We start from the raw sequence: 18,548 nt of genomic DNA, 5'->3' as shown, positions 1-18,548 counted from the left end.
GGTGAACGGCTCGGGGTTGCCCCGGCATGCAGTGTTGCGACTGGGCGTTGCGCAGTTGATCAATTGGGGCGTGACGTTTTACCTGCCGGGCGCTTTTGGCAACGCCATTGCCCATGACCTGGGCTGGAGCGGGCAGCGGGTCTTTGCCGGATTATCGGTGGCGATGCTGGTCATGGGGCTGGTTTCGCCACTGGTTGCCCGCCTGATTGAGCGCCTGGGCGCACGACAGGTGATGCAGTTGGGGACGTTGCTCAATGCTGTCGGCTGCTGCGCTCTGGCACTGTGTCATGGCCCGACGCTGTACTTCATGGCGTGGTGCATCCTTGGCGTCGGGATGCGTTTGTCCCTTTACGATGCGCTGTTTGCAGTGCTGGCCGGATTACTGGCTGCCAGAGCCCGTCCTCTGATGATGCAGATCACTTTGCTGGGTGGCCTGGCATCTGCGGTATTCTGGCCCTTGGGCCATCACTTGCAAGAGATGTTCGGCTGGCGCAGTGCGCTCGGGGTGTATGCCGCTCTGGCCTTGCTCGGCGGGCTGTTGGCGGGCGGACTGCCGAACGCCCGCATAGCTTCTATAGAGGAACGTGCTGAATCCGGTGAGCCAGCGATTGTTATGCCCTGGCTGCCGCAGATCGGCTATGCCCTGAGCATGATGCTGATCGGCTTCATGTCCGCGGGTCTGTCGGCGCACTTGCCCGCCATGTTGGCAGGGTTAGGTGTGCCGCTGGGGCTGGTGGCCTTGTGGGGAATCGGGCAAACCTGCGCCCGTCTGTTGCAGGTAATGCTTGGGCAATCGCTATCGGCGCTAAGTCTGAATGTCTGGGTGGGCGCCGGTCTGACACTGTGTTTTACCGTGGCGCTCTTTAGCCAGGGGCGAGGCTGGCTGGCCTGCCTGTTCCTCTTTGGTTATGGCGCCATGAACGGCCTGTGTACTTTGCTGCGTGCCAGCCTGCCGTTCGAGCTTTTTGCCCATGCCTGTTACCCCCAGTTGCAGGGCAGATTACTGGCACCGGGGTTTCTGTGTGCGGCGGGCGCACCCTGGTTCTACGCTATGGTGCGTGAAACTTCAGGAGATCGCGGGCTGGTATTGCTCTCGCTGGCCATCAGCCTGCTGGTGTGGGGCCTGGCGATTATCCTGCGGCGCTACGCTCGGTTTTCTGTCAGTTGATAGACTATTTGCATATTTATTTAGAATTTAAATGAATTTATAGAATGTCTGGCCCGGTGATATGGTTTTAACCAGTTGCTGGATCCTTGAGAAAAGTTATTAAAACTTCTCGGTGAAGGCCTTCACCGTTTTCATTCTCAAGGAACGACCCGCATGCCCGCTTTTGATTCGTTAACCCGTCGCCGCTTGCTGGGATGGGCCAGTGCCGTTCTGGCCAGCCCTTTGCTGCTGTCGTTGCCGCGTTCCGGCTGGGCAGTGGATGAGCATGCCGGGCATCTGAGTCATCCGGATATCGAGCCTGCCGGTACTGGCGATTTCATTCGCCTGGACGAGCCGCGGGCGCTCAAGCTGGCGGTCAACCTCAATGCAGTCTGTCTGGCACCGGTGGTCATCGCCCATGGTCAGGGCTTCTTCAAGAAGCACAATCTGGACGTGGAGCTGGTCAACTTCGGCAACTCCACCGAGGTGCTGCTGGAAGCCATTGCCACCGGCAAGGCTGATGCCGGTGTCGGCATGGCACTACGCTGGCTCAAGGCGCTGGAACAGGGCTTCGACGTCAAGCTGACGGCAGGCACCCACGGCGGCTGCCTGCGCCTGCTCAGTGCCGTCAACAGCCCGGTCAACAAGCTCGAAGACCTCAAGGGCAAGGCCATTGGCGTAACCGACATGGCCAGTCCTGACCGCAATTTTTTCTCGGTGCTGCTCAAAAAGCATGGCGTTGACCCGGTGCGGGATGTGGACTGGCGTCTTTACCCCGCAGACTTGCTGGGGACGGCGCTGGAGCGGGGGGAGGTGCAGGCTGTCAGCGGCAGCGACCCGTTCATGTATCGCCTGATCAACGCCGGCAAGGCGCGTGAACTGTCCACCAATCTGGTGGAGGAGTACGCCAACCTGAGCTGCTGTGTGGTGGGTGTCACCGGCAAGCTGGTGCGCGAAGAAAAGCGCGTGGTGGCGGCCCTGACTCAGGCGATTCTCGAGGCTCACGCTTACGCCGTGAAACATCCCGAAGTGGTCGCCAAGGGCTTCCAGGCTCATGCCTTGAACACCTCGGTGGAAGAGGTTCAGGCGATCCTTCACGACCATACCCACGGCCATCATGCCGTCGGCGCGGCATTGACCAAGGAAATCCAGACCTACGTCACGGACCTGAAAACCGTCGAAGTCATTCGTCAGAGCACCGATGCCGTTGAATTCTCCAGGGAGATTACCGCCGATGTCTTCAGTTGAGGCTTCCACCCTGGCGACTGACGAATCCCGCCAGGCTTTCGGATTCTGGAAGCTGGGTGCGGTGGCGGTTTTTGCCTGGATCGTTGTTGCCGCATTGACCTTGTACCTGCCCAACGCCACGCGCAAATGGCCGATGACCGAAGGCCTGGCGAATCTGTGTCTGGCGGTTGCGCTGCTGATCCTGCTGGCCGGTATTGCCGGGCGCTGGTCTGACGGATTGGCGCGTCGGGCTCAGGCGGCAGGCCCGTGGCTGATTGCATTGCCGATCCTGTTGGGTATCTGGGAAGTGCTCACGGCCAAGTCGGGTTTGCTGCCTGTGCCATTTTTTGCACCGCCACAAGCCTTGCTGGATGTCTACGTCGAAGACTGGCCGCGTCTGCTGGAAAGCCTGCTGCATTCGGCCCTGTTGCTGGGTACTGGTGTGGCGCTGGGGGCCGTGACCGGTTTTATCGCCGGGGTCGCCATTGGCTGGTCGAGCAGCATAGGCTACTGGCTGCATCCGGTTCTGCGCATTCTGGGTCCGGTGCCTTCCACAGCCCTGTTGCCGTTGTGCTTCTTTCTATTCCCCACGAGCTGGAGCGCCAGTGTGTTCCTGATTGCGCTGGCCACCTGGTTTCCGGTGACGGTGCTGACCTGGTCGGGGGTTGCCAGTGTCGACAAGGCCTATTACGACGTGGCGCGTACGCTGGGTGCCAAGCCCGGCTTCCTGATTTTCAACGTGGCGATTCCTGCTGCCTTGCCCCATGTGTTCGTCGGGCTGTTCATGGGCCTGGGGGCATCTTTTTCGACGCTGGTGGTGGCCGAGATGATGGGCGTCAAATCCGGGATCGGCTGGTATCTGCAGTGGGCGCAAGGCTGGGCGGCCTACGCCAATATGTACGCTGCGCTGCTGATCATGGCGCTGGCGTGTTCCGGTCTGATCACGGCGCTGTTTCTGATTCGTGACCGTCTGCTGGATTGGCAACAAGGAACCATGAAATGGTAGCGGCAGCTCAGGCTTCAAATCCTTCACCGCAAGCCGGGCTTGCATTGCGTATCGATAACCTCAGCCATGGTTTTGCTCTGGATGGCCAGCGCTTGCCGGTGCTGGACAAGGTTTCACTGGATGTCGCACCCGGCGAGTTTGTCGCGTTGCTCGGGCCTTCGGGGTGCGGCAAGTCTACCTTGCTGCGGCTGGTGGCCGGGCTTGAACCCGCCGATTCCGGTTCTTTGCTGGCCGATGGCGTACCCATTGGCGGCCCTGACCCTTCACGGGTCGTGGTGTTTCAGGACCCGACTCTCTATCCCTGGCGTCGGGTGTGGGACAACGTGGCGCTGGGTCTGCAAGCCCAGGGTTTGCTGAAAACCCATTCGGCCAAGGTCGATGCCGCGCTGGCCAAGGTCGGGCTCAGTCAGTTCGGTCGTGCTTATCCACGGCAATTGTCTGGCGGCATGGCGCAGCGGGTGGCGCTGGCACGCGCCTTGGTCAACGAGCCGCGCTTGCTGATTCTCGACGAGCCGCTGGGCAAGCTCGATTCCCTCACCCGGATTGCCATGCAGCAGGAACTGATCGACCTGTGGCAGCGCCAGGGCTACACCGCGCTGTTGGTGACCCACGATGTCGAAGAGGCGTTGCTGCTGGCCAATCGGGTGATCGTTTTCAGCGACCGGCCTGCCAGTATCAAGGCGCAACTGACCATCGAGCGTCCTTATCCACGTCATCGTGACGATCCTTATCTTGTTGACCTGCGCCGCCAGATCCTTGGCCTGCTTGGGTTGGGTGAGCGGTGGTAGACGATAGTCGGTCGCGCCACGGGATTGCGACCTGCCGCCTGAGTGAGTAGGGTACGCGCCTGAACAAGAAGGAGCCTGCCATGACCCGGCACAACCCACAGGACACGGGGTCGCCAGCCATCCGGCAACGACGTGCGCCCAAAGGCGAAAAGCGCCGCGAAGAACTGCTCGATGCGGCCTTGCAGGTATTCTCCCTGGAAGGCTATACCGGCGCGTCCATGGCCCAGGTGGCGGGGATTGTCGGCATATCCGTTGCAGGCTTGCTGCATCACTTCCCCAGCAAGGTCTCCCTGTTGATGGGCGTGCTGGACCGGCGCGATGAAGTCAGCCGCAAGATCGCCGACGAAGTTCGTGCAGAAAACAACCTCACCGGCCTGCTGGGCAGCCTGCGTGCGATCAACCGCTCCAATGCCACGGCACCGGGCGTGATTCGTGCGTTCTCGATTCTCAATGCGGAAAGCCTGCTGGAAAGCCATCCTGCCTGGGAGTGGTTCCAGACACGTTACCAACGGATCTACCAGCGGCTGCTGGCACAGTTTTCGGAGTTGGTGGAAAGCGGGGAAGTGCGTGCGGATGTTAATTTGCCAGCACTGATCCAGCAGATCCTGGCGATGATGGACGGGCTACAGATCCAGTGGCTGCGTTTCCCGGAGCAGGTTGATCTGGTGGAAAGCTTCGATACCTACATTGCGCAGGTCGATCAAACCATAAGGCGTACCCGGTAGGAGCGAATTCATTCGCGAGAGGCCGATACATTCAAAGCAAATGCATCGTCTTCAATGCCATCTCGCGAATAAATCCGCTCCTGCGAAGGTTATTCGGTTTCCTGCTCAAACACCCCACCGGTCTTCACAGCCGGCTTGCTGACATTCACCGAGTTCAGTGCCGAACGTGGCAGCGGGTTGCTGGTGGTGGTCGAGAGTTCCTGACGGAACGAGTTGACCAGCTTGGCGTTCAGGCGGATGTCCTGAGACGAGCTGCCCAGCGACAGGTTGAAGGTGTCGGCATCCACCACCCACTTCTTGGCGTTGACGTCGTAGTAAGCCAGCGAGCGATCGTTGAGCTCGATGGTCACGCGCTTGCTTTCACCCGGCTGGAGGAACACCTTCTTGTAGCCCTTGAGCTCCTTGAGGGCGCGTTCGACTTTCGGGTTCTGCTGGCCAACATACAACTGCGCGACTTCCGAACCACCGACCTTGCCGGTGTTGGTCAGGTCGAACGAGACCTTGATCGGCGTATTGCCCACCGCTACGCCCGGCGTAACGCTGATATTGCTGTAGCCGAAGGTGGTGTAGGACAGGCCATAGCCGAATGGGTAGAGCGGCTTGATGCCTTTCTTCTCGTAACCGCGATAACCCAGCAGCAGGTCATCCTTGTAGTCCATTTCCTTGAGCGTATTCTCGTTGTCGAATTTCGGGAAAGACGCGTAGGCCGGGTTGTCTTCGATATTGCGTTCGATACTGATCGGCAGCTTGCCCGACGGGTTGACCTTGCCGAACAGGATTTCGGCCAGCGCCTGACCACCGTTCTGGCCCGGGTAGAACGCATGCAGTGCCACCGGAACCTGATCGATCCAGTCGCTCATTTTCAGAGCAGTACCGCCGTACATGGTCACTACGGTATTGGGGTTGACCTTGGCGATGTTCTGAATCAGCTCGTTCTGATACTCAGGCAGGTCGAAGCTGTGGTCGAAACCTTCACCTTCGTATTCGGCACTGTTACCAACGGCAACCACTACCGCATCGTAGCCGGACAGATCCTGAGGTGCGTTCAGTGCAGCCCAGCTCAGTTGTACGCCCACCAGGCCGCCCATAGTCGACAGGTAACCGGCACGGCGCGAGTATTCGAGTTTCACGTCGTAACTCTTGCCGGCTTCCAGGTTGATCTTGGCGTATTCCGGGATGGTTGGCGGAATGTTGTTGCCCGGCAGTGGCTTGCCGTCGCCGTTGTCGATGATCTTCTTGCCATTGACGTACAGGCGTACGGCACCGTCGGCACGAACCTTGAACACCTGCTCGCCGCTCTGGGTCGGGGTGATCTTGCCGGTGTAGCGAACCGATGTGGACGAGGTGTCGCCAGTGAGCGAACCGGAAGTCGAACCCTTGCTGGTGTAAGGGTCGGAGGCTGAGGTATTGCTGTCGAATGGCAGGTCGGTGTCGTTCGCCCAGTCCAGATCGACATGGCTTTCAGTACGGGTCACTGCCGCATCGCCGGACCAGTTGGCGTTGCTGAAGTACTCGGCCTTCATGCCTTTCACGTCGTCGCCAGCGATATTGGTGCTGGTCCACTGAGTGGTTTTCGGGTCCAGCGACAGGCCGTCGATGAATTCGACCTTGGCGTTCGGTGCGATCTGCTGCAGGCCGCTCAACTCGCTGACGTAGCGGGTTGCCTGCACGTTGGCGCTGCCGAAACCGGTAGGCGGTGCATATTTGGCCAGGTTGCCGACCACAGCGATTTTCTTGACCTTCTGCTTGTCCAGCGGCAGCAGGTCGTTCTGGTTCTTGAGCAGCACGATACCTTCGCGGGCGGCGTTCAAGGCGACCTTGTTGCTGGTGGCGCTGTTCATGTTGTGGGTGGTCAGCGGCGTCTTGGTATCGAACTTGTACAGGTAGATCTGCTTGAGAATGCGGCGGACCTTGTCGTCGATGGTTGCAGCGCTCAACTCACCACTGTCCAGGTAAGGCTTGAGGATGGTGCTGTTCATCTGGTAGCCCATCATGTCCAGGTCGGTACCTGCCTGGGCAGCGTTCAGACCATGGACGACAGCGTTGTAGTCGCTCTGTACGAAGCCCTTGAAGCCCCATTCCTTCTTGAGAATCTGCTTGATCAGGAGATCGTTTTCACAGGCGAACTCGCCGTTCACTTTCTGGAAGGCGCACATCATCATGGCGACGTTGCCGTTCTTGGCAGCCGATTCGAACGCAGGCAGAGACATCTCGCGCAGTACGCGCTCATCCATGAGCTGGTTCAGGTTGAAACGGTTGCTTTCCTGGTCGTTGGCCGCGTAGTGCTTGGCGTTGGCCCACACACCACGTGCCTGGATGCCGTTGATGACGCCGGGTGCCAGGCTGGCGCCCAGGAACGGATCTTCACCGGAGAGGTATTCGAACGCACGGCCGCCGTAGGGCATGCGATACAGGTTCATGCCCGGGCCGGTGATGAACTGATAGCCGCCAGTGGCGGTGTCATAACCCAGGGCACGGCCCAGGTCGATGGCGCGGCGCGGGTTCCAGGTAGCGGCCAGGTTGGGACCGGACGGATAGACCACGCCCTGATCGTTGCCTTCGCTGGTGTAACGCACACCGACGCCACCATCGGCACCGTGAATCTGCGGAATGCCGTACTGGGACAGTGGCTTCACGTCCCAGCCGCCGGTACCACCGATGTAGGCCAGTTTTTCTTCCTGGGTCATCTTGTCCAGGGTCTTTTGCGCGGCCTTTTCGGCGCGAGCCTCACGAGCTTCCTGCTGAGTGGCGTCGGCAGCGTGCACCTGAGATACAGCCAATGCCAGCAGGGCCAGGGCCGACTGGGCGCCGATCATTTTCCGTTTGTTCATGCGTCTCTCCAACAACGTTTTCAATAAGGGTTCATGCAGTGAGAAGTGGCGACGGGGGTCGCGGGCTTCATGACTTTTCGTTGGGCAACAGTTTCCCGTCGCCGCGATTCAAAGTGTTTTAACTTCAAGCGGATGTTGCTGTTTTATGAAAGTTCAATCATGTAAGTATTATTTAAGTTTTGCTGTTTTGTTTGATTTCAAGTGGCCATCACTAGGAGGTGTCTGAAACTAACAAATCGCAACAATTAAGACGAAAGCTTCGATAAAAAGTCAAATAAAAATGTGTTTTTGTTGTTTTTTGACTTTTTTCTTTACAATTTTGGAACTCTTGTTAAACCTACTGGTCGATTGGTTTAAGAATTTTCGAGCCCTGTCTTCAGGGTCGAAAGCCGCCTGATGGTCAGCAGCTTAGTTGCCAGGCCTGATTCGGTTTCTTGGCCTTGCTTGATGTAACCCTTGAATTTAGTTGGTTGGAGTATTTGCTATGAAGTTGTCGATTTTTGGTGCGGGTGTTGTTCTGGGTATGGCGCTTAGTGGCGCGGTAGTTGCGGCTGAAGCAACGGATGCAGATGCGACTTCCGGTGCAAGCGACTCCACGGTGATGACTCAGACTCAGGACACCAAGGCTACTCGCAAGCAGAACACCGAAACGACCAAAGGCGGTCGTCCTCAGAGTTCGACTACTCAGAAACAGTCCGATTGATGTAAGACGTTTCTGAGCATGGCCTCCCTCGCTATGGGGGAGTGCTGTAGTCTATGCCCCTCCGATGTGTACAGATTTCCTCCCAAATGCAGTCAGAACCCGTCGATGCTACTCAGCTCCTGATTCCCGATGCCGCTCAGGTATGTGCCTGGCTGATGGGCAATGCCGGTCTGAAAACCCAGGATCTTGAGCGAGCACAGCGCTTGCAGCAGGAGTCCGAAGGCACAGACCTGCTGGCTCTGTTGACCCGGTTGGGTCTGGTTTCCGAATTCGAGCTGGCCCGTGCCTGGGCTGCTTTATTGAATGCCCCGCTATTGATGGCCGAAGCTGCGCCGCCCTTGCTTGACCCTTTGCCAGCTTTGACCGAGCGCTTCATGCGCCATTATCAAGTGGTGCCGGTGGGGTGGAGTGACAACGGTTTGCAGGTGCTGGCGGCGAACCCCGCCGTGTTGTATCCGTTCCAGGCCATTGCCTATGCCTGCGAAGTGCCGGTCAGTCTGTCTGTGGGGCCGCGCAATGAAGTTGAAACCCTGATCGAGCGCTATTACGGGCAGGGACGTTCGGCCATGGGCACACTGATTGAAAACCTCGATGAAGACGGCGGTTCGCTGGAAGACATCGAGCATCTCAAGGATCTGGCTTCCGAAGCGCCGGTGATTCGTCTGGTCAACCTGATCCTGCAGCGTGCAGTCGAACAGCGGGCCTCTGACATTCATATCGAACCTTTCGAGAGCCAGCTCAAAGTGCGTTATCGCATCGATGGCGTATTGCATGAAGCCGAAGCGCCGCCTTCCAGTTCATCGGCAGCCGTGATTTCCCGGGTCAAGATCATGGCCCGCCTGGACATCGCTGAACGCCGTCTGCCTCAGGACGGACGCATCATGTTGCGCATCCAGGGTAAGGAACTGGACTTGAGGGTTTCTACCGTGCCCACCAGTTTTGGCGAGTCGGTGGTCATGCGTCTGCTGGATCGCCAGACCATCGATTTCGACTTCCCGAGCCTGGGTTTCGATGGCGAGCGTCTGCAGCATTTCCTGGATGTGCTGGAGCGCCCCCACGGGATTCTGCTGGTGACCGGCCCGACCGGTTCCGGCAAGACCACCACGCTTTATACCGCCTTGTCGCGGCTCAACACTGCCGAGCGCAAGATCATCACCGTTGAAGACCCGGTGGAGTATCAGCTCGAAGGCATCAATCAGATTCAGGTCAAGCCCGCCATCGGCCTGGACTTTGCCGGAGCGCTGCGCTCCATCGTGCGTCAGGACCCGGACGTCATCATGATTGGTGAGATGCGGGACCTGGAAACCTGCCGTATCGCCATCCAGTCCTCGCTGACCGGTCACCTGGTGCTTTCGACCCTGCACACCAACAGCGCGGCGGCGAGTATCACCCGCTTGCTGGACATGGGTGTGGAAAGCTACCTGATCGCTTCTACGGTCAACGGTATTCTGGCCCAGCGACTTGTGCGTCGTCTGGACCCGGCTACCCGTGAAGCCTTCGATGCGCCGCCGGAACTGATCGCCGAGCACGGGCTTGAGCGCTTTACCGACGAGCGTCCGATTCGCCTTTATCGACCCCGTGCCGATGCGCCGGGCGGCGGTTATCGCGGGCGCAGTGCAATTACCGAATTGCTGGTCATGAATGAAGAGTTGCGCAGCCTGCTGATGCGTCATGCCGATGCCGCGACTCTGGAAGAGGCCGCTCGACGTGGCGGCTTGCGCACCTTGCATGAAGAAGGTTTGCGCCAGGCTGTGGCGGGCGTGACTTCTCTGGAAGAAGTGCTGCGCGTCACCCGTGGTGACGGCTCATGAGCCTGTTCAAGTTTCGTGCTCTGGATGCTTCGGGTGCCGTGCAGAACGGTGCACTGGAAGCCAGGGATCAGGAAGCAGCCGTCGCTGCCCTGCAAAAGCGCGGCCTGATGGTGCTGCATATAGAAAGTACCGGCCTGGGCGGTTTGAGCCGTGCCTTTGGGCGTGGGCTGTTGAGTGGCGCGGCCCTGGTGAGTTTTACCCAGCAACTGGCGACGCTGCTGGGTGCTGGCCAGCCTCTGGAACGATCTCTGGGAATTCTGCTCAAACAGCCCGGCCAGCCGCAGACCAGAGCCTTGATCGAGCGGATTCGCGAACAGGTCAAAGCCGGTAAACCGCTGTCTGTCGCCCTGGAAGAAGAGGGCAGCCAGTTCTCGCCGCTGTATATCAGCATGGTGCGAGCCGGTGAGGCTGGCGGTGCGCTGGAAAGCACCCTGCGTCAGTTGAGCGATTATCTGGAGCGCAGCCAGTTGCTGCGCGGCGAAGTCATCAATGCGCTGATCTATCCGGCGTTTCTGGTGGTCGGTGTGCTGGGCTCCCTGGCTTTGCTGCTGGCTTATGTGGTGCCGCAGTTCGTGCCGATCTTCAAGGACCTGGGCGTGCCGATCCCGCTGATTACCGAGGTCATTCTCGGCCTTGGGCAGTTTCTGGGGGATTACGGTCTGGCGCTGTTTGCCGGGCTGATTGTGTTGGCCTGGACCATGGCCGTGCGCCTGCGCGACCCGCAGCGCCGCGAACGCCGTGACCGTCGCTTGCTGGGTATCCGGGTTATCGGCCCGCTGTTGCAGCGAGTCGAAGCTGCACGCCTGACTCGCACCCTGGGTACCTTGCTCAGTAATGGCGTGGCGTTATTGCAGGCGCTGGTCATCGCCCGACAGGTCTGCACCAACCGGGCCTTGCAGGTGCAGGTTGAACAGGCGGCAGAGTCGGTCAAGGGCGGCGGCACACTGGCCAGTGCCTTTGGTGCCCAACCGCTGTTGCCCGATCTGGCATTGCAGATGATCGAGGTCGGCGAACAGGCTGGCGAACTGGACAGCATGTTGCTCAAGGTCGCCGATGTCTTCGACGTGGAAGCCAAGCGCGGCATCGACCGCATGCTCGCGGCGCTGGTGCCTGCGCTGACGGTGGTCATGGCAGGCATGGTCGCGGTGATCATGCTGGCAATCATGCTGCCGCTGATGAGCCTGACCAGCAATATCTGAATTCATGAATGAGGAATGACCCCGATGAATCTTAATCGTACGCGCTTCAAACCCGGACGCCGACAGGGCGGTTTTACCCTGCTGGAAATGCTTGCCGTGATTGTTCTGCTGGGCATCGTGGCGACCATTGTCGTGCGCCAGGTGGGCGGTAACGTCGACAAGGGCAAATACGGCGCGGGCAAGGCGCAACTGGCCAGCCTGGGCATGAAGATCGAAAGCTATGCACTGGATGTCGGCTCGCCGCCCAAGACTTTGCAGCAACTGGTGGAAAAGCCAGGCAATTCTTCGGGCTGGAACGGTCCTTACGCCAAGCCTTCGGATCTCAAGGATCCGTTCGGCCATGCGTTCGGCTACCGCTTTCCGGGTCAGCACGGCAGCTTCGATCTGATTTTCTATGGTCAGGACGGTCAGCCTGGTGGTGAAGGCTACAGCGCCGACCTGGGCAACTGGGAGTAAGGAGGCGTCATGAATTCTCCTGTCGCGAACCGCGGTTTCACCCTGATGGAAATGTTGGTGGTGCTTGTGTTGATGAGCATCGCCGTAGGTCTGGTGGGTTTCGGTTTGCAACAGGGTCTGAGTGCTTCCAGCGAGCGTCGTGCCGTGGGCGATATGGTCGAAGCGCTTCGGGCGACCCGGGTTCGGGCGATTGTCACCGGACAGCCGGCCCGCACCGTGTTCGATTTGCGCAAGATGACCTTCAAGGCACCGGGCAAGCCTGTGCGGCACTGGCCAGAGCGCCTGCAGGTGAACATGCAGACGGCCGCCGATCTTGGATCTGCGGTGGAGTTTTACCCTGATGGCGGTTCCAGTGGCGGCAACCTCACGCTGGTCAATGGTGATCGTCGCTGGCGGATCGATATCGGCTGGCTGACCGGCAGCGTTCAGGTCCGAACACTCTGATGAACACCTCGCAGTCAGGTTTTACGCTGCTGGAAATGCTGGCGGCCCTGACCGTCATGGCGTTGTGCAGCAGTGTGCTGCTGGTGGCGTTCGGGCAGAGTGCCCGCTCATTGCAGCAGGTGTCTCACAGTGACAGGCTCAGTCATGCTGCGCGCACGATTCTGGATCAGGAAAGCGCCGGCCCGCTGGCAAACGGCACGCGACAGGGCGCATTGGCCGGTATCGACTGGACCCTGAGTATTCGCCAGATGCCGGGCCGTGGTACCCAGTCGCGTCTGTTTCGTCTTGACCTGACGCTTCAGGAAGATCAGCGTCGAGCGCAGTTCAGTACCTTGAAGCTGCGCGGTGTGTCAGCCGGAGCGGGATTTTGAAAACGTCTCAGCGTGGTTTCACGCTGCTGGAAATCATGCTGGTGCTCAGCCTTCTGGGCATCTTGCTGGTATTGATTGCAGGTGCGTTGCTGGGTGCCAATCGCGCGGTATTGAAGGCCGAGCGCTATACGCAAAGCCTTGATGAAGTGAGGGCGACGCAGTCATTCCTGCGCAGTTCGATTGGCCAGGCATTACCGCTGGACACATCCGAGGACGATAGCGTCAGCAACGGGTTTTTCGAGGGTTCGGCCCAGCAATTGCAGTTCGTTGCGACCCTGCCTGGTGAACTGGGTGGGGGTATTCAGCGTCATACTCTGCAATTGAGCGGGCCAGAAGGGCAGCGCGACCTGCAAGTGGCGTTCGAGCAGATCAGGTCGGGCCCTGGAGGCACGATTGTGCAGCCATGGGGCGAGCCTCAGGTTCTGCTGAATAATGTGCAGACGCTGACGTTCAGTTATCGCGGTTTCTCGCCCAAGGGCAAGCCGACCGGATGGCTGGCCGACTGGCCATGGCCAAGCCGCCTGCCCAGTGCCGTACGCATCGATATGAAGTTGAACGGGCCGGTGCCCTGGGTCAGTGAAGTGGTTGCCTTGCGTCTGGACCTGTCCGGCGGAGCAGGGGGCCAATGAAGCGCTTTTACCCGCATCAGCAGGGCGTTGCGCTATTGGTGGTGCTCTGGGTACTGGCACTGCTGAGCCTGTTGCTCGGCGGGCTGGCCGGCTGGGTGCAACTGGAAAGTCGCCAGGCGCTCTGGCTGCGGCAGAACACCCAGGCGATTCTGGCGGCCGAAGCGGGCATGAACATGGCGATACAAGGTCTGCTCGATCCGGCGCAGCGCAAGATCTGGGTAGCGGATGGACGTCCGGTTGCCTTGAAGTTCGATGACACTCAATTGCTCGTCAGTGTGCGCAGCGAGTTGGGCAAGCTGGACCTCAACAGTGCGCCGGTTGCGGATATTTCCAGGCTCTTGCAGGCCTGTGGTGCTGCGAAAAACCAGGCAAGTGGCATCGCGCAGTTTCTTGAGGCGCAACGCAGCGGTGGGCAGCCGCCGTTGCGGGTGATCGAAGAGATCCGCCAACTGCCGGGCATGAATCAGGCGCTGTATGTCTGCCTGGTGCCGGAAGTCACGCTTTGGAGTGGTCTGGAGCGGCCTGATCCTGCATTTGCAACAGCTTTGATACGCCGCAGTCTGAACCTGCCGAACCAGAGCCCTGCCGGGGCCGATCCCGGCGAAGTTCTGTTCATCGACAGCCAGGCACAACGACCGGGTGGTACGTCCGCCCATTTACAAATCACGGTTTTATTGAGTCCAGCGGGGGAAAACGCACAACCTTACAAGGTGCTGCGTTGGCAAGAATGAATTCATTATCAGCACGTCTGGCGCCTGTCTTCGCGTTGCGCGACCGGGTTGCCCAGCAGTGGCGTGGAAGTCTGGCACAGCGTGGCTGGCAGTTATGGCTGGTGGAGCTACAGGCTTGCCTGCCGGTGCGTGTGCGCCAATGGCTGGTTCAGGAAACTGTCGAGCAGGTCTACCCATGGCCGCTGCCATCGCACATGCCCAAAGCATCTGCCGATGCGCGCCGGATCCTGCTGCTTTCTCCAGCCGATGTGTTGGTGCAGACCCTGCAATTGCCCTCTGCAGCGGCCCGTAATCTATCCACGGTGGTGGGTTACGAGCTGGACCGCTTTACCCCGTTCGATGCCGGACAACTGTACTTTGTCGCACGACAGGAAAGCCGCAGTGCCAGTTTCATTCAGGTCACGCTGGTGGCCATTCTGCGCGAGCGCCTGGATCACATTCTTGCCGAGTGTGCGGCACAGGGTTTACAGCCTGATGCCGTTGATGTGGGCACTCCCGAGCAGCGGATGGGCATCGATCTTTTGCCGACTCCGTTGCGCTCGAATCAGGTTCGCTCCGGTCATCGTGTGCAGCGCTGGCTGCTGTGGAGCTGTGGTGCCTTGTTGCTTGGCCTGATGTTGCTCTGGCTCAACGACCGACAGCGTTTGCTGGACGAGATGCAAGCCAGCGTACAGGCGCAAAAGGCTCAGGTTGCCGAAGTCCAGAAGCTGCGCCAGCAATTGACCAATACCCGAGGTGCGGCCAATTACCTGATACGTCGCAAGGCGGCTCAAACGCCTTTGTCGGCATTGCTCAGCGAGTTGACCGCCTGCCTGCCTTCGGACACCTGGATCGAAAGTCTGGAAATCAGCGACAGCGCCGAAATCTCCTTTTCCGGCCAGAGCGCCAAGGCCAGCGCCCTGATTGCCCGGGCCAAGAATTGCCACAGCCTGGATAACGCGCAGTTTCAGGGCGTGATCCAGCCCGATAGCCGGACCGGCAAGGATCAGTATTCCCTGCGTGCCCATCTGCATCAGGAGAACGTCGATGCGCCGTCCACTGACAAACCGTGAGCGTCGGGGCGCTGCCCTGATCGTTCTGGCGCTGGTGCTTTATCTGGCCTACTGGCTGTTGATCGACAGCTGGTTTGCCGGCCCGTTGCGTGAAATCAGCGAACAGACCGAGCAACTGCGCGAACAGCAACAGCGTTATGCCGGTTTGCTGCAACAGGGCGACTCCCTGCGCCAGCAACTGGAACAGGCCCGTAACGATCCGGCCAGCAGCACCAGTCTGTTGCCGGGTCAGGACCCCAGTGCCGTGGCCGCCGACCTGATGCAGCGCATTGCCGACCTGATCAACAGTCACGCCACAACTGGCGGTGGCTGCGCCTTGACTCAGCGCATGCCGATCACTCCCGAGCAAGACAGCGCCGAGCCTTATCGGCAGGTCAAGGTCAGCCTGACGCTGAACTGCGCCATCGAGCCGCTGACGGCCATCCTGCATGCGCTGGAATATCAGCGCCCTTTTCTGTTCGTCGATGAAATGAGCATACGCCGCAATGCCAATGCTCCGGAAACCGGCGGTGCGGGCAAGCTGGTTGTGCATCTATTGGTGCGCGGTTACTTGCAACCGGCATCGGCCGGGGAGGACGAGCAATGATCAGTGCCTTGCGTCCTGTCGAATGGGCATTGCTGGGGCTGGCAACCTTGCTGGCTGCCCTGATTGCTCTGGTGTTCAGTGGTGCCGTTCACTCGCCGGACTGGCTGCCCGAAAAAGCGCCGCGCAATCCGGTCAACCATTCGGCACAAGCCCAGCGCGCCCCCGAAGCGAGTCTGGACAGCCTGTCCAATACCTGGAAAACCCCGCTGTTCAGCACGGATCGCAGCCCGGATCGTGCGGTGGAACAAGCCAATGTGCAGGCCACCAGCCTGTCGGGCATGACCCTGAGCGGTGTCATCATCGACGGCTCGCTGCGGGTTGCGCTGCTCAAGCAGAAAGATGGCCCGGCCCTGAAAATCAAGCAGGGCCAGCGCCTTGCAAATGGCTGGACGCTGGACAGTGTCGAGCCCATGCAAGCCACATTCAGTCTCGATGGCCGCACCCAGGCCTTGCGTCTGCCCGCACCGCGTCTGCCGCCGCCATCGAATACGCCCCCTATTACCTTAACCAACGATTCAGCCCCGTGATGGGTACCTTTTCTGGAGTTCCTGCCATCGCTACCTTGCGCACACCCCTGCTTTGTCTGGCCACTGCCGTCGCTCTTGGCGGCTGCGCGACTGCGCCTGACTCTCTTGACCCCGACAACGGCATGCTGCAGGAAGCACTGCAAGGCACGGGTTCCCAACGTCCTCCGGTAGATCCTCGCACCGAGCATGCTCCTGTCGACGTTCAGACACAGCCTGCGGCGATTTCGCCACAGCGGCAGATCATCAAGGGTAATCAACGGTTTGTCCGTACGCCGTCGGCTTCGCCTGCCGCCCAGGCCGAGACCGGCGATATCGTGTTCAACTTCACCAACCAGCCGATCCAGGCGGTGATCAACAGCATCATGGGCGACCTGCTGCATGAGAACTACAGCATTGCCCAAGGCGTGAAGGGCGATGTGAGCTTCTCCACCTCCAAGCCGGTGAACAAGCAGCAGGCGCTGTCGATTCTGGAAACGTTGTTATCCTGGACCGACAACGCGATGATTCGCCAGGGCGACCGCTACGTGATCCTGCCTTCAAATCAGGCTGTGGCGGGTAAGCTGGTCCCGGAAATGCCGGTGGCGCAACCCGGTGCCGGCATGTCGGCGCGGCTGTTCCCGCTGCGCTACATCTCGGCCACTGAAATGCAGAAGTTGCTCAAGCCCTTTGCCCGTGAAAATGCCTTCCTGCTGGTCGACCCGGCCCGCAATGTCCTGAGCATGGCGGGTACACCCGATGAGCTGGCCAACTATCAGGACACCATCGACACTTTTGATGTCGACTGGCTCAAAGGCATGTCGGTTGGCGTCTTCGGTTTGCAGCGTGCTTCGGTCAGCGAGCTGATGCCTGAGCTGCAAAAGATCTTCGGTCCCCAGAGCGGCATGCCACTGGCGGGCATGGTGCGCTTTTTGCCCATCGAACGGACCAACTCGGTGGTGGCGATTTCCTCCCAGCCCGAGTATCTGAGCGAGGTCGGCCAGTGGATTCACACCATTGACGAAGGTGGCGGCAACGAGCCGCAGATGTACGTCTATGATGTGCGCAACATGAAGGCCACCGACCTGGCCAAATACCTGCGCCAGATCTACGGCACTGCCGCCATCAAGGATGACTCTCCGGCCAGGGTCGCGCCGGGGTTGCGCACGGCCACGCTGTCGTCGCCCAATTCCAGTGGTGGCTTCGGTTCCAGTTCCGGCCTCAACGGCAGTTCCGGCGGTCTGGGCAACAGTGGCGGGTTCGGCAATAACCGTGGCATGAACAACAACGGTGGCATGAATAACCAGAATGCCGACGACAGCGAGGCGCAGGAAGAAGATCAGGGCAGCGATTCTGCTGACAGCGCCCAGGGTTCGAACGCCAGCAAGAGCCTGGACTCCAGCACCCGGATCACTGCGCAAAAGAGCAGCAACCAATTGCTGGTCCGCACACGTCCTGCGCAATGGAAGGAAATCGAATCGGCCATCAAGCGCCTCGACAATCCGCCACTTCAAGTGCAGATCGAAACCCGGATTCTGGAAGTCAAACTCACCGGCGAACTGGACATGGGCGTGCAGTGGTATCTGGGCCGTCTGGCGGGTAACTCCGCAAGCACCACGGTAGCCAACACCGCAGGCAGCCAGGGCGCACTGGGTTCCGGCGGGGCCGGGCTGGGCGCAACGGATTCGCTGTTCTACTCCTTTGTCAGCAGCAACCTGCAGGTTGCATTGCGCGCCCTGGAAACCAATGGCCGCACCCAGGTGTTGTCGGCTCCGTCGCTGGTGGTCATGAACAACCAGCAAGCGCAGATCCAGGTGGGTGACAACATCCCCATCAGCCAGACCACGGTCAATACCAACACCTCCGACACTACCCTGAGCAGTGTCGAATACGTGCAGACTGGTGTGATTCTGGATGTGGTGCCACGTATCAATCCGGGCGGTCTGGTGTACATGGACATCCAGCAACAGGTCAGCGATGCCGACACCTCCGGCGTTACCGATGACAATGGCAACCCGCGTATTTCCACGCGCTCGGTGGCGACTCAGGTTGCTGCGCAAAGCGGCCAGACCGTGTTGCTGGGTGGTCTGATCAAGCAGGACAATGCCGAAACTGTGAGTTCTGTGCCTTATCTGGGACGTATTCCCGGTTTGCGCTGGCTGTTCGGGGCGACCAGTAAATCGAAGGATCGCACCGAGCTGATCGTGCTAATTACCCCACGGGTCATCACCAGCAACAGCCAGGCACGTCAGGTCACCGACGACTACCGTCAGCAGATGCAGTTGCTTAAACCGCAAGCCTCAGGCACCAGCCTGCAGAACTAAGCAGCTATCATGAGG

Annotated in this window: 18 protein-coding genes; 17 read left to right on the top strand and 1 reads right to left on the bottom strand. The window is 59.7% G+C overall.

All coding sequences use genetic code 11. The features are described from left to right. Nucleotide 1 precedes the first annotated feature (1 nt). The 5 genes from K5D32_RS04455 to K5D32_RS04435 all read left to right on the top strand — a co-directional run bounded on the left by K5D32_RS04455 (nt 2) and on the right by K5D32_RS04435 (nt 4,893). On the top strand, nt 2-1,168 hold the full coding sequence (locus K5D32_RS04455) for an MFS transporter (protein ID WP_221599363.1): 1,167 nt from the start codon (nt 2-4) through the stop codon (nt 1,166-1,168). Between the two features lie 153 nt (nt 1,169-1,321). Next, nucleotides 1,322-2,395, top strand: a complete 1,074-nt coding sequence (locus tag K5D32_RS04450; protein ID WP_221599362.1) for an ABC transporter substrate-binding protein — start codon at nt 1,322-1,324, stop codon at nt 2,393-2,395. Beyond that, nucleotides 2,382-3,380, top strand: coding sequence for an ABC transporter permease (locus K5D32_RS04445; RefSeq protein ID WP_221539944.1), 999 nt, complete (start codon nt 2,382-2,384; stop codon nt 3,378-3,380). Before K5D32_RS04450 ends, K5D32_RS04445 begins: the two co-directional genes overlap by 14 nt. Further along, nucleotides 3,374-4,168 (top strand): ABC transporter ATP-binding protein, encoded by a 795-nt coding sequence (locus K5D32_RS04440; protein WP_221599361.1) that lies wholly within the window; start codon nt 3,374-3,376, stop codon nt 4,166-4,168. The genes K5D32_RS04445 and K5D32_RS04440 overlap by 7 nt, the downstream gene beginning before the upstream one ends. Before the next feature lie 80 nt (nt 4,169-4,248). Beyond that, on the top strand, nt 4,249-4,893 hold the full coding sequence (locus tag K5D32_RS04435; protein ID WP_221539948.1) for a TetR/AcrR family transcriptional regulator: 645 nt from the start codon (nt 4,249-4,251) through the stop codon (nt 4,891-4,893). A gap of 89 nt (nt 4,894-4,982) precedes the next feature. On the opposite strand, the gene K5D32_RS04430 is transcribed toward K5D32_RS04435, so the two are convergent. Continuing rightward, nucleotides 4,983-7,724, bottom strand: a complete 2,742-nt coding sequence (locus K5D32_RS04430; RefSeq protein WP_221599360.1) for a glycoside hydrolase family 3 protein — start codon at nt 7,722-7,724, stop codon at nt 4,983-4,985. 484 nt (nt 7,725-8,208) lie between these two features. On the opposite strand from K5D32_RS04430, the gene K5D32_RS04425 reads away from it, so the two are divergent. From K5D32_RS04425 to gspD, 12 genes are all read left to right on the top strand, one after another. Beyond that, nucleotides 8,209-8,427 carry a hypothetical protein gene (locus tag K5D32_RS04425; protein ID WP_122321665.1) on the top strand — a complete coding sequence of 73 codons (219 nt, stop codon included), beginning with the start codon at nt 8,209-8,211 and terminating at the stop codon, nt 8,425-8,427. 86 nt (nt 8,428-8,513) lie between these two features. Beyond that, on the top strand, nt 8,514-10,238 hold the full coding sequence (gspE, locus tag K5D32_RS04420; protein ID WP_221576914.1) for a type II secretion system ATPase GspE: 1,725 nt from the start codon (nt 8,514-8,516) through the stop codon (nt 10,236-10,238). Continuing rightward, nucleotides 10,235-11,437, top strand: a complete 1,203-nt coding sequence (gene gspF, locus K5D32_RS04415) for a type II secretion system inner membrane protein GspF (RefSeq protein WP_221592718.1) — start codon at nt 10,235-10,237, stop codon at nt 11,435-11,437. The genes gspE and gspF overlap by 4 nt, the downstream gene beginning before the upstream one ends. A 24-nt stretch (nt 11,438-11,461) precedes the next feature. Further along, entirely contained in the window at nt 11,462-11,893 is a 432-nt protein-coding gene (gspG, locus tag K5D32_RS04410) for a type II secretion system major pseudopilin GspG (RefSeq protein WP_025259586.1), read from the top strand. Between the two features lie 9 nt (nt 11,894-11,902). Further along, on the top strand, nt 11,903-12,337 hold the full coding sequence (locus K5D32_RS04405; protein ID WP_221599359.1) for a GspH/FimT family pseudopilin: 435 nt from the start codon (nt 11,903-11,905) through the stop codon (nt 12,335-12,337). Then, nucleotides 12,337-12,708: a type II secretion system protein gene (locus tag K5D32_RS04400; protein ID WP_198728703.1), complete on the top strand. Its 372-nt coding sequence runs from the start codon at nt 12,337-12,339 to the stop codon at nt 12,706-12,708. Before K5D32_RS04405 ends, K5D32_RS04400 begins: the two co-directional genes overlap by 1 nt. Further along, nucleotides 12,705-13,337: a prepilin-type N-terminal cleavage/methylation domain-containing protein gene (locus K5D32_RS04395; RefSeq protein ID WP_221599358.1), complete on the top strand. Its 633-nt coding sequence runs from the start codon at nt 12,705-12,707 to the stop codon at nt 13,335-13,337. The genes K5D32_RS04400 and K5D32_RS04395 overlap by 4 nt, the downstream gene beginning before the upstream one ends. Beyond that, nucleotides 13,334-14,068 (top strand): general secretion pathway protein GspK, encoded by a 735-nt coding sequence (locus K5D32_RS04390; protein ID WP_221576918.1) that lies wholly within the window; start codon nt 13,334-13,336, stop codon nt 14,066-14,068. The genes K5D32_RS04395 and K5D32_RS04390 overlap by 4 nt, the downstream gene beginning before the upstream one ends. Beyond that, nucleotides 14,065-15,120: a type II secretion system protein GspL gene (locus tag K5D32_RS04385; protein ID WP_221592720.1), complete on the top strand. Its 1,056-nt coding sequence runs from the start codon at nt 14,065-14,067 to the stop codon at nt 15,118-15,120. The genes K5D32_RS04390 and K5D32_RS04385 overlap by 4 nt, the downstream gene beginning before the upstream one ends. After that, the gene (gene gspM / locus K5D32_RS04380) at nt 15,095-15,706 is read left to right on the top strand and encodes a type II secretion system protein GspM (RefSeq protein WP_221592721.1); all 612 of its coding nucleotides are present in this window, start codon (nt 15,095-15,097) and stop codon (nt 15,704-15,706) included. The genes K5D32_RS04385 and gspM overlap by 26 nt, the downstream gene beginning before the upstream one ends. Next, complete coding sequence (locus K5D32_RS04375) at nt 15,703-16,233, top strand: general secretion pathway protein GspN (RefSeq protein WP_221576921.1); 531 nt, start codon at nt 15,703-15,705, stop codon at nt 16,231-16,233. The genes gspM and K5D32_RS04375 overlap by 4 nt, the downstream gene beginning before the upstream one ends. Beyond that, on the top strand, nt 16,233-18,533 hold the full coding sequence (gspD, locus tag K5D32_RS04370) for a type II secretion system secretin GspD (protein ID WP_221576922.1): 2,301 nt from the start codon (nt 16,233-16,235) through the stop codon (nt 18,531-18,533). The genes K5D32_RS04375 and gspD overlap by 1 nt, the downstream gene beginning before the upstream one ends. Nucleotides 18,534-18,548: the final 15 nt, after the last annotated feature.

It is taken from the genome of Pseudomonas cichorii (assembly GCF_019719005.1).
Classification (GTDB): Bacteria; Pseudomonadota; Gammaproteobacteria; order Pseudomonadales; family Pseudomonadaceae; genus Aquipseudomonas; species Aquipseudomonas cichorii_E.
The sequence above is the reverse complement of the archived record's forward strand: the minus strand, read 5'-3'. Positions and strand labels throughout refer to the sequence as shown.